Origin of the sequence: Streptomyces sp. NRRL F-5727 (genome assembly GCF_000719555.1) — a bacterium.
Lineage (GTDB): Bacteria > Actinomycetota > Actinomycetes > Streptomycetales > Streptomycetaceae > Streptomyces.
The window spans coordinates 1-10543 of record NZ_JOGX01000114.1; the positions used below are offsets into that span (position 1 = coordinate 1).

The window sequence follows — 10543 nt, forward strand, 5'->3', positions numbered from 1 at the left end:
TCCCGGTCCCGGCCCCAGTCCCTGTTCCGGCTCCCGGCCCCGTCCCGGCTCCCGGCCCCTGTCCCTATTCCGGCTCCCGGCTCCCGGCCCCCGTCCCTGGCCCGGCTGCCCCCCCTTCCTGTCCCGGCCCCTGGGCCCCAGCCCCGCCCCATCTGTCCCGTGCCCCGGGGGCACGCCGCCGCCCTTGTCGGCGGCCGGCGCACTCACCCGGACGCGCCCGGTAGGCGTACCGGCCCCGCCCACCCGTACCGGACCGGCTCCGACACGACTCCTCCAGAACCCACGTCCCCGCGGACGCGCCCTCCCCCTACGCACGCGCGCACTCGCGCACGCGCGCACGTGCTCCCCTGTCCGCCGCCCGGCCCCGGCCCCCGCGCGGAGCACCGGGCCGCCCTGGCCGGCCCAGGCACGACGACCTAGGTCCCGCGACCCGGTCCATCGCCGTCCACAGGCCCATACGGACCGTCACACCCCGCCGGTACGGTGAAGCCATGAGCCACCGATCGAGCTCCGGCCTCGCCGCCGTGAGCACCGCGCTTCTGGCGATGAGCCGGCAGATGGAGGTCCGCGACGTCCTCAAGACGATCGTGGTCTCCGCCCGCGAGCTGCTCGACGCCGAGTACGCGGCGCTGGGCGTCCCGGACGACCACGGTGGTTTCGCCCAGTTCGTCGTCGACGGCGTCAGCGACGAAGAGTGGAAGGCCATCGGCCCCCTGCCCCGGCAGCACGGCGTCCTCGCCGCGATGCTGCACAAGGCCGAGCCCGAGCGGCTCGCCGACGTCCGCGAGGACCCCCGCTTCGGCGGCTGGCCCGACGCCCACCCCGAGCTCTCCGACTTCCTCGGCCTCCCCGTCCGCGACGGCGACGAGACCCTGGGCGCCCTCTTCCTCGCCAACAAGCGCTGCCCCAAACCCGAGGGAAGCTGCGGCTTCACCGCCGAGGACGAGGAGCTCCTCGGCATCCTGGCCCAGCACGCCGCCATCGCCCTCACCAACGCCCGCCTCTACGAGCGCAGCCGCGAGCTCACCATCGCCGAGGAGCGCTCGCGGCTCGCCCACGAGCTGCACGACGCCGTCAGCCAGAAGCTCTTCTCGCTCCGGCTCACCGCCCAGGCCGCCGCCGCCCTCGTCGACCGCGACCCGGTCCGCGCCAAGGGCGAGCTCCAGCAGGTCGCCGCGCTCGCGGCGGAAGCCGCCGACGAGCTGCGCGCCGCCGTCGTCGAGCTCCGCCCGGCGGCCCTCGACGAGGACGGCCTCGTCCACACCCTCCGTACCCAGATCCAGGTCCTCGACCGCGCCCACACCGCGACGGTCGTCTTCGACAGCTCCGGCATCCGCGCCCTGCCCGCCGCCCAGGAGGAGGCCGTCCTCCGGGTCGCCCAGGAGGCCCTGCACAACGCGCTGCGGCACGCCGAGGCGGCCCGGGTCGCCGTGGCGCTCACCCGGCAGGGCCAGGGCGCGCGGCTCACCGTTGCCGACGATGGCCGCGGCTTCGACCCGAAGGCGGTCCGCCGCGCCGGCCGCCACCTCGGCCTGGTGTCCATGCGCGACCGCGCCGCCGGAGTCGGCGGCGCCCTCACCGTGACCTCCGCCCCCGGCGAGGGCACCACGATCGAGATGGAGGTCCCCGGTGGCTGACAAGCCCATCCGCGTGCTCCTGGTCGACGACCACCAGGTCGTCCGCCGCGGCCTGCGCACGTTCCTGGAGGTCCAGGACGACATAGAGGTCGTCGGCGAGGCGGCCGACGGCGCCGAGGGCGTCGCCCGCGCCGAGGAGCTCCGCCCCGACGTCGTCCTCATGGACGTCAAGATGCCCGGCACCGACGGCATCGAGGCCCTCAAGCGGCTCCGCGCCCTCGCCAACCCGGCGAAGGTCCTCATCGTGACCAGCTTCACCGAGCAGCGCACCGTCGTCCCCGCCCTGCGGGCCGGCGCCTCGGGATACGTCTACAAGGACGTCGACCCCGACGCCCTCGCGGGCGCGATCCGCTCCGTCCACGCCGGCCACGTCCTGCTCCAGCCCGAGGTCGCCGAAGCGCTCCTCGCCCAGGACGAGCCCCAGGGCGGCACGGGCCGGGGCACCACCCTCACGGAGCGCGAGCGCGAGGTCCTCGGCCTGATCGCCGACGGCCGCTCCAACCGCGAGATCGCCCGCGCCCTGGTCCTCTCCGAGAAGACGGTGAAGACCCACGTCTCGAACATCCTCATGAAACTGGACCTGGCGGACCGCACCCAGGCGGCGCTCTGGGCGGTCCGCCACGGCCTCACCACCTGAAACGCTCCGTTCACGCGCCGGGGCGCACGCCCGTTCAGAAGGTCATACCGTCGGGTGTACATCCCCCGTTCGGCGCAACCCCGGCGGGCGGCCGGCGTTCTCCAAGGCGTGCTGCGGCGGATCGGCCGCAGCGATGACCAGGAGGAAATACCAAGTGAAGAACCTCAAGAAGGCCGCTGCCCTCACCATGGTCGCCGGTGGCATCGTCGCCGCCGGTGCCGGTGTCGCCTCCGCCCACGGCGCCGAGGCCGACGGCAAGGCCCTCAACTCCCCGGGTGTCGCCTCCGGCAACCTGGTGCAGGTCCCGGTCCACGTGCCCGTGAACGTCTCCGGCAACACGGTCAACGTGATCGGCCTGCTCAACCCCGCCTTCGGCAACGGCGCCTTCAACGGCTGACCCGCCACCCCCGACGGCCCCCGGAACCCTCCCTCCGGGGGCCGTCGGCGTACCCCCAGCCCCCCGCTCCCCACCCCTCCCGCCCAGGCGCGCCCACGGTGGTACCCGGCGACCTGCGCCCGTCGTGCCACCCGCGCCGCCGGCCCCTCCCTCTCACCGCGTCGCTCGCACCGCTCGGCGCCTGGGCGCGTCCCGGGCTTCGCCCCGCTGCGCCGGACTCCGTCCGCCGGCCCCGTCAGGCACCGGGGGGAGACCCCGCCCCGAGCCCGCCGCCCACCAGCCGCGACACCGCGATGGCCCCCTCCGCCCGCCCCCGCCCCAAGACGGTCACCCCCGTTCCCGCTCCCGTTCCTCCACCCACGCGTTGTACGCGGCGACCTGCGCCCGTCGTGCCACCCGTTCCACCGGCCGCAGCACCGCCCCCCGCGCCGCCAGCCCCTCCCTCTCGCCGCGTCCCTCGCACCGCTCGGCGCCAGGGCGCCTCCCGGGCTTCGTCCCGCTGCGCCGGACTCCGTCCGCCGTCCCCAGCGCCCTGCCCCGGGCGGGAGGGGATCCGTCCCCACGGCGCGGCACCGCGATGGCCCCCTCCGCCCGTCCCCGCCCCGTGGCGGTCAGCCCCGTTCCCGTTCCCGTTCCTCCACCCACGCGTTGTACGCGGCGACCTGCGCCCGTCGTGCCACCCGTTCCACCGGCCGCAGCACCGCCCCCCGCGCCGCCATCTCGGAGGCGCTCACCGCGCCGCCGTGGCCGTTGCCGTACGCCAGGTCGACCATCAGGCCGATGCGCTGGGCCAGCTCCAGGACGCGGACCGCGCGGGGCGGGTAGCCGGGGGCCAGGAGCTCGCGACCCGCCTCCGCCCGCGCCCGGTACGCGTCCCGCGCCGCCTCCGCCGCCGGACCCGACGCCGCCACGTCCAGCCGCGTCAGCGCCGCCGTCGCGTCCCGCAGCGCCTCCGCCAGCTCCCGCTCCGCCTCGCTCAGCGACGGCACGTCGGCCGGCGGCGCCTCCCGCACCGCCAGGCAGTGCCACACCACCTCGACGTGCACGTCGCCCCGGGGACCCGCCTCCGAGACCTCCGGCACCAGCCCGTACGGCGCCCCGTACCCGACCACCGCCTCCTCCGCCTCCAACGCGCGCGCGTTGAAGTCCGGCGGACCGCTCAGCCCCAGCGGATGCCCCGGCGCCGGCAGCGCCACCCGCCACCCGGTCACCCCGAGCCGCCGCAGCCGCCCCAGCGCCAGCGTCAGCCCCACCGGACCCGCCTCACCCGGCAGCCCCGCCACCCGGTGCACCGAGTCCTCCCCGACAATCGCCAGCGCCGCGTCGTCCGGCGACACCGCCCCGGCCAGCAGGGCATTGCCCCAGGCGGCCAGGCGTCCTGAACGTGGTTCCGAAAGCATCCCCCCAGAGTAGGGACCCGAACGACGCCCTAAGGACCGGCCCGCCTCGCCGATGACGTAGGTTTTCCCGTGGACGCCGCGCCCGCGGCCCAAGGCGACGACACGAGCCGACACGACTCGACGGCAAGGGGAGACAACGCGCTCATGAGCGATGTACTGGAGCTGGTGGACGTATCCGTGGTCCGCGACGGACGCGCTCTGGTGGACGAGGTCTCCTGGTCGGTCAAGGAAGGAGAGCGCTGGGTCATCCTCGGCCCCAACGGCGCCGGCAAGACCACCCTCCTCAACGTCGCCTCCAGCTACCTCTACCCCACCACCGGCACCGCCACGATCCTCGGCGAGCGCCTCGGCGGCGTCGACGTCTTCGAGCTGCGCCCCCGCATCGGCATGGCCGGCATCGCGATGGCGGAGAAGCTGCCCAAGCGCCAGACCGTCCTCCAGACCGTCCTCACCGCCGCGTACGGCATGACCGCCACCTGGCACGAGGACTATGACCCGGTCGACGAGGAGCGCGCCCGCGCCTTCCTCGACCGCCTCGGCATGAACGACTACCTGGACCGGAAGTTCGGCACCCTCTCCGAGGGCGAGCGCAAGCGCACCCTGATCGCCCGCGCGATGATGACCGACCCCGAGCTCCTCCTCCTCGACGAGCCCGCCGCCGGCCTCGACCTCGGCGGCCGCGAGGACCTGGTCCGCCGCCTCGGCCGCCTCGCCCGGGACCCGTACGCCCCCTCCATGATCATGGTCACCCACCACGTCGAGGAGATCGCCCCCGGCTTCACCCACGTCCTGATGATCCGTCAGGGCAAGGTGCTCGCCGCCGGCCCCATGGAGACCGAGCTCAACTCCCGCAACCTCTCCCGCTGTTTCGGCCTCCCGCTCGTCGTCGAGCGCGTCGGCGACCGCTGGACCGCCCAGGGCCTGCCCCTCAAGTAGCCACGCCCCGCAGGGCCGTGACCCGCCGTGACCCGCACAGCCACGGCACCGCACCGCGCCCTGTCCCACGAGGCCCCACCCGCCCTACCATGACCGTGTGGACATCGACGCATGGATCTGGTGGCTGATCGGCGCGGTGGGGCTCGGCATTCCCCTGGTCCTCACCGCCATGCCGGAGTTCGGCATGTTCGCCGTCGGGGCCGTCGCAGGCGCGGTCACCGCCGCCCTCGGCTTCGGCATCGTCGCGCAGGTGATCGTCTTCGCGGCGGTCTCCGTCGCACTCGTCGCCGTCGTACGCCCGATCGCGGCCCGCCACCGCGCCGGCACCGCCGCCCTCGCCACCGGCATCGACGCCCTGAAGGGCCGTCAGGCCCGCGTCGTGGAAAGGGTCGACGCCGAAGGCGGCCGCATCAAGCTCGCCGGCGAGATCTGGTCCGCCCGCTCCCTCGACGCCACCCGCGTCTTCGAACCGGGCGAGGAGGTCGACGTCGTCGAGATCGAGGGAGCCACCGCCGTCGTCATCTGACCGAAGCCCACCCACGACGTCCGGGCGTCTGGGAAACTCGATCTTCGGAAGAGAAACCCGAGAGAACCCCGGCACACAACCGGCAGCGAAGGGCACGGGAACACGATGTCAGCAGTCATCATCGTCCTGATCATTCTGGTGGTGCTCGTCTTCATCGCCCTGATCAAGACGATCCAGGTCATCCCGCAGGCCAGCGCCGCGATCGTGGAGCGCTTCGGCCGCTACACCCGCACCCTCAACGCCGGCCTCAACATCGTCGTCCCGTTCATCGACACGATCCGCAACCGCATCGACCTCCGCGAGCAGGTCGTCCCCTTCCCGCCCCAGCCGGTGATCACCCAGGACAACCTGGTCGTCAACATCGACACCGTCATCTACTACCAGGTGACCGACGCCCGGGCCGCGACCTACGAGGTCGCCAGCTACATCCAGGCCATCGAGCAGCTCACCGTCACCACCCTCCGCAACATCATCGGCGGCATGGACCTGGAGCGGACCCTCACCTCCCGCGAGGACATCAACGCCGCCCTCCGCGGCGTCCTCGACGAGGCCACCGGCAAGTGGGGCATCCGCGTCAACCGCGTCGAGCTCAAGGCCATCGAGCCCCCGACCTCCATCCAGGACTCGATGGAGAAGCAGATGCGCGCCGACCGCGACAAGCGCGCCGCCATCCTCCAGGCCGAGGGCGTCCGCCAGTCCGAGATCCTGCGCGCCGAGGGCGAGAAGCAGTCCGCGATCCTCCGCGCCGAGGGCGAGGCCAAGGCCGCCGCCCTCAAGGCCGAGGGCGAGGCCCAGGCCGTCCGCACCGTCTTCGAGGCCATCCACGCCGGCGACCCGGACCAGAAGCTCCTCTCGTACCAGTACCTCCAGATGCTCCCGAAGATCGCCGAGGGCGACGCCAACAAGCTCTGGATCGTGCCCAGCGAGATCGGCGACGCACTCAAGGGACTCTCCGGCGCCCTCGGCAACATGGGCCCGGGCGCCCCGTCCTTCACCAAGGACGTCCCGTCCGCGAGGCGTGAAGAACCCACGGTCGACTGATCACGGCTGACACGTACACGTAATCCCGGGCATGATCGGTGCGAGCCCCTCGACCCTCGCCGCACGCAGGGCGGGGAGGCGAGCCACTGACCATGTGAGGAAACGGCTTTGTCCATCTGGGAAGCCCTGGCAGTCTTCGCCGCCGGCATCGGCGCCGGCGCCATCAACACCATCGTGGGATCGGGGACGCTCATCACGTTCCCGGTCCTCCTCGCGACCGGACTGCCCCCGATCACCGCGAACGTCTCCAACGCCCTCGGCCTCGTCCCCGGCTCCATCAGCGGAGCCATCGGCTACCGCCGCGAACTCAAGGGCCAGACCCGCCGGGTGCTCCGCCTCGGCGCCGCCGCCCTCGTCGGCGGACTCATCGGCGCGATCCTGCTCCTCGCCCTGCCCTCCAAGGCGTTCGACGCGATCGTCCCCGTCCTCATCGGACTGGCCCTGATCCTCGTCCTCTTCCAGCCCCGCATCGCCGCCGCCGTCCAGCGCCGCCGCGAGGAGACCGGCAACGAGGCCCACCCCGACGGCGGCCCCGTCCTCCTCGTCGGCCTCACCCTCGCCAGCATGTACGGCGGCTACTTCGGCGCCGCCCAGGGCGTCCTCTACCTCTCCCTCATGGGCCTGCTGCTCCACGACGACCTGCAGCGGATCAACGCGGTCAAGAACATCCTCGGCGCGCTCGTCAACGGCGTCGCCGCCGTCTTCTTCCTCTTCGTCGCCGAGTTCGACTGGACCGCCGTCCTCCTCATCGCCGTCGGCTCCACCCTCGGCGGCCAGATCGGCGCCAAGGTCGGCCGCCGCCTCAAGCCCGCCGTCCTGCGCGGCGTCATCATCGCCGTCGGCGTCGTCGCCATCCTCCAGCTCACCCTGAAATGACGGAGGGGCCCGCCCCCGACCGGGGCGGGCCCTCACCTCGTACGCGTCAGGCGGCGGTACGCGCCAGCCACTCCGGCAGCTCCGACCGCTCACCCGCCCGCATCGCCAGCAGCATCGCGTCCGCCGGCGTCGGCACGAACGGCTCGAAGAGCAGCGGCATCCCGGCCTGCTCCGGCGTCCGGTCCGCCTTGCGGTGGTTGTCCTCCGCACAGGAGGCGACCGTGTTCAGCCAGCTGTCCCCGCCCCCCTGCGCCCGCGGCACCACATGGTCCACGGTCGTCGCGCGCCTCCCGCAGTACGCGCACCGGTGCTGGTCCCGGACCAGCACCCCCCTCCTCGACCACGGTGCCTGTCTTCGGAACGGCACCCGGACGAAACGGCAGAGCCTGATCACCCGGGGCACCGGAAGGTCGACGGCGGCGGCACGCACCCGCAGATCGGGATGGGACTGCTCCACGACGGCCTTGTCCTGCAGGACGAGTACCACCGCACGGTTGAGTGTCACCGTCGACAGCGGCTCGAAGCTCGCGTTCAGTACCAGCGTGTCCCGCATGGTGCCCACCTCCCGTTGTGCCGGCCCACCCCCCTGGCGGGCTTGGATCAAACGATGGCCGGGCCGGCCGGGGTCGGACAACGCAATTTCGTGCGCAACAAAAGATGCCCGCTTCTGATCTCTCCAAGACCAGAAGCGGGCAAACAACAAACGAACGATCAGCCTGCCGCGGGCGCCGCGTACTCACCGATCAACTGGGCCCGGCCCAGCGTGTGGAACCGCAGGTTGAAGCCGACGGCGGCCGGCGAGGCGTCCGCGTCCGGCCCCAGCTTCTCGGTGTCCACCGCGTACACGGTGAACACGTAGCGGTGGGCCGGGTCGCCGGCCGGCGGGGCCGCCCCGCCGAACTCCTTCGCCCCGTAGTCGTTCCGCGCGTGCACCGCCCCGGCCGGCAGCCCCTCGAAGGAGCCCGAACCGGCCCCGGCGGGCAGCTCCGTCACCGACGCCGGGATGTCGAACAGCACCCAGTGCCAGAACCCGCTGCCCGTCGGCGCGTCCGGATCGAAGCAGGTCACGGCGAAGCTCTTGGTCTCCGCCGGGAACCCCTCCCAGCTCAGCTGGGGGGAGACGTTCCCCGCCGCGTAGACCTGAGCGTCCTTCAGCACCCCGCCGGGCGCCACGTCGTCGCTCGCCACGGCGAACTCCGGCACCGGCGGATGGAAGGCGTGGGGGAGCGGTGCCCGCTGTCCCTCGGACATGTCGAAACCTCCGGATCGTCCGTACTACATCCAGTTGCGACGGCCGCCGACCTCGGCGAGCCACTGGTTGAGGTAAGCGTTCCAGTCCGTCCCCTGGAAGTCGTTCAGACCCACCTTGAACGCCCGGAAGGAGTCGCTGCCCTCGGTGAAGAGACCCGGCTTCTTGTCCATCTCCAGGACGACGTCCATCTCGCGCTCGTCCGCGACGAAGCTGACCTCGACCTGGTTCAGGCCGCGGTACTGCTGCGGCGCGAAGAACTCGATCTCCTGGTAGAAGGGCAGCCGCTGACGGGTGCCGCGGATGTGACCGCGCTCCATGTCCGCGCTCTTGAAGCGGAAGCCCAGCTGGATGAAGGCGTCGAGGATCGCCTGCTGCGCCGGCAGCGGGTGCACGTTGATCGGGTCGAGGTCGCCCGAGTCCACCGCGCGCGCGATCTCCAGCTCGGTCGACACGCCGATCTCCATGCCGTGCAGGCGCTGCCCGCCGATCGTGTTGATCGGCGTCTCCCACGGGATCTCGAGCCCGAACGGCACCGTGTGCACGGCACCGGCCTTCACCTCGAAGGCACCACCGAGCCGGACCTTCACGAACTCGACGTCCTGCTTGTGCTCCTGGTCGCCGCCCTCGACCTCGACGCGCGCCTGGAGACCCACGGAGAGGCCCTCGATCTGCTGGTCGACGCTGCCGCCCTGGATCCGGACCTCGCCCTGGACGACGCCGCCCGGGACCACGTTCTCCTCGGTGAGCACCGTCTCCACGGTCGCCCCACCGGCACCAAGGCTGGCCAGCAGCTTCTTGAATCCCATGTCACTCTCTCCTTACTCGGTGTCCTGTCCCCTACATACGCGCGACGACCGTAGCGGGTTCCGGAGCCCACCCCGTTACGCTCGGACGCCATGAGCGAGAGCCCCGACCGTACGCCGCTCCCGCGGAGCTTCTTCGACCGCCCCGTCCTGGAGGTCGCCCCGGACCTCCTCGGCCGCACCCTCGTGCGCACGACCGACGAAGGACGCATCGAGCTGCGCCTCACCGAGGTGGAGGCGTACGCCGGCGCGATCGACCCCGGCTCGCACGCCTTCCGCGGCCGCACGGCCCGGAACGCCGTCATGTTCGGCCCGCCCGGTCACGCGTACGTCTACTTCACCTACGGCATGTGGCACTGCCTGAACCTGGTCTGCGGCCCCGAGGGCGAGGCGAGCGGGGTCCTGCTCCGAGCCGGCGAGATCCGGCATGGCGCCGAGCTGGCCCGCCCCCGCCGCCGCTCGGCCCGCAAGGACGCCGAACTGGCGAAGGGCCCGGCCCGCCTGGCCACCGCCCTGGACGTCCCCGGCTCCCTCAACGGCACCGACGTCTGCGCCGGCCCGGACGCCCCCCTCGCGATCCTCACCGGCACCCCGCCGGCCCCCTCCCTCATCCGCACGGGCCCCCGCACCGGCGTCGGCGGCGACGGCGCCCCGCACCCCTGGCGCTTCTGGATCGCCGAGGACCCCACGGTGAGTCCGTACCGTCCCCACACGCCCCGGAAGCGCCGACTTGACCCGGCCCGAGCAGACGCGTAATGTAGCCCGAGCCGTTAGAGACGGTGGTGCTTCTTCAAGCGCCCCGAGAGCGGCCACCCACTTCAATGCGACGAATCCCCACGGGGCCTATTTCGGCATGCCGAAATTCGTTCCAAAGGCTCGATTATGAGCCGCCGGGGAAATCGGCTAAAGTAGTGGACGCGCCGGAAGGCCCCGAGAAAAACAATTCGGGACCGGAAAGCACCGAGGAAATCGGATCGGAAAGATCTGATAGAGTCGGAAACGAAGGAAGCGCCCGGAGGGCCTGGAAACAGGAACGAA

The 10543-nt window shown here is 72.4% G+C and carries 12 protein-coding genes; 8 read left to right on the forward strand and 4 right to left on the reverse strand.

Annotated features, from left to right (window positions below):
* Nucleotides 1–491 precede the first annotated feature (491 nt).
* The 3 genes from IF73_RS0136310 (at nucleotide 492) to IF73_RS0136320 (ending at nucleotide 2671) form a co-directional block, all read left to right on the forward strand.
* On the forward strand, nucleotides 492–1637 hold the full coding sequence (locus IF73_RS0136310; protein ID WP_031015602.1) for a GAF domain-containing sensor histidine kinase: 1146 nt from the start codon (nucleotides 492–494) through the stop codon (nucleotides 1635–1637).
* Complete coding sequence (locus tag IF73_RS0136315; protein ID WP_031015604.1) at nucleotides 1630–2274, forward strand: response regulator; 645 nt, start codon at nucleotides 1630–1632, stop codon at nucleotides 2272–2274. The genes IF73_RS0136310 and IF73_RS0136315 overlap by 8 nt, the downstream gene beginning before the upstream one ends.
* Nucleotides 2275–2428: 154 nt before the next feature.
* Nucleotides 2429–2671: a chaplin gene (locus IF73_RS0136320; RefSeq protein WP_031015607.1), complete on the forward strand. Its 243-nt coding sequence runs from the start codon at nucleotides 2429–2431 to the stop codon at nucleotides 2669–2671.
* 611 nt (nucleotides 2672–3282) lie between these two features.
* Here IF73_RS0136320 and IF73_RS0136325 read toward each other — a convergent pair.
* Nucleotides 3283–4071, reverse strand: a complete 789-nt coding sequence (locus IF73_RS0136325) for a hypothetical protein (protein ID WP_031015609.1) — start codon at nucleotides 4069–4071, stop codon at nucleotides 3283–3285.
* A gap of 144 nt (nucleotides 4072–4215) precedes the next feature.
* Between IF73_RS0136325 and IF73_RS0136330 the strand changes: the two genes are divergently transcribed.
* The 4 genes from IF73_RS0136330 (at nucleotide 4216) to IF73_RS0136345 (ending at nucleotide 7450) form a co-directional block, all read left to right on the forward strand.
* Nucleotides 4216–5007, forward strand: a complete 792-nt coding sequence (locus IF73_RS0136330; RefSeq protein WP_031015611.1) for an ABC transporter ATP-binding protein — start codon at nucleotides 4216–4218, stop codon at nucleotides 5005–5007.
* A gap of 97 nt (nucleotides 5008–5104) precedes the next feature.
* On the forward strand, nucleotides 5105–5533 hold the full coding sequence (locus IF73_RS0136335) for an NfeD family protein (protein ID WP_031015612.1): 429 nt from the start codon (nucleotides 5105–5107) through the stop codon (nucleotides 5531–5533).
* 105 nt (nucleotides 5534–5638) lie between these two features.
* Nucleotides 5639–6574, forward strand: a complete 936-nt coding sequence (locus tag IF73_RS0136340) for an SPFH domain-containing protein (RefSeq protein ID WP_031015614.1) — start codon at nucleotides 5639–5641, stop codon at nucleotides 6572–6574.
* Between the two features lie 108 nt (nucleotides 6575–6682).
* Nucleotides 6683–7450: a sulfite exporter TauE/SafE family protein gene (locus IF73_RS0136345; protein ID WP_031015617.1), complete on the forward strand. Its 768-nt coding sequence runs from the start codon at nucleotides 6683–6685 to the stop codon at nucleotides 7448–7450.
* A 46-nt stretch (nucleotides 7451–7496) separates the two neighbouring features.
* On the opposite strand, the gene IF73_RS0136350 is transcribed toward IF73_RS0136345, so the two are convergent.
* The 3 genes from IF73_RS0136350 to IF73_RS0136360 all read right to left on the reverse strand — a co-directional run bounded on the left by IF73_RS0136350 (nucleotide 7497) and on the right by IF73_RS0136360 (nucleotide 9508).
* Entirely contained in the window at nucleotides 7497–8003 is a 507-nt protein-coding gene (locus tag IF73_RS0136350) for an HNH endonuclease (RefSeq protein ID WP_031015619.1), read from the reverse strand.
* Nucleotides 8004–8161: 158 nt separating this feature from the next.
* The gene (locus IF73_RS0136355; protein WP_031015621.1) at nucleotides 8162–8701 is read right to left on the reverse strand and encodes a YbhB/YbcL family Raf kinase inhibitor-like protein; all 540 of its coding nucleotides are present in this window, start codon (nucleotides 8699–8701) and stop codon (nucleotides 8162–8164) included.
* 24 nt (nucleotides 8702–8725) lie between these two features.
* Nucleotides 8726–9508: a sporulation protein gene (locus IF73_RS0136360; protein ID WP_031015624.1), complete on the reverse strand. Its 783-nt coding sequence runs from the start codon at nucleotides 9506–9508 to the stop codon at nucleotides 8726–8728.
* Nucleotides 9509–9598: 90 nt separating this feature from the next.
* Between IF73_RS0136360 and IF73_RS0136365 the strand changes: the two genes are divergently transcribed.
* A complete protein-coding gene (locus IF73_RS0136365) occupies nucleotides 9599–10261 on the forward strand; it encodes a DNA-3-methyladenine glycosylase (protein ID WP_031015626.1) in 663 nt (220 codons plus the stop codon).
* Nucleotides 10262–10543: the final 282 nt, after the last annotated feature.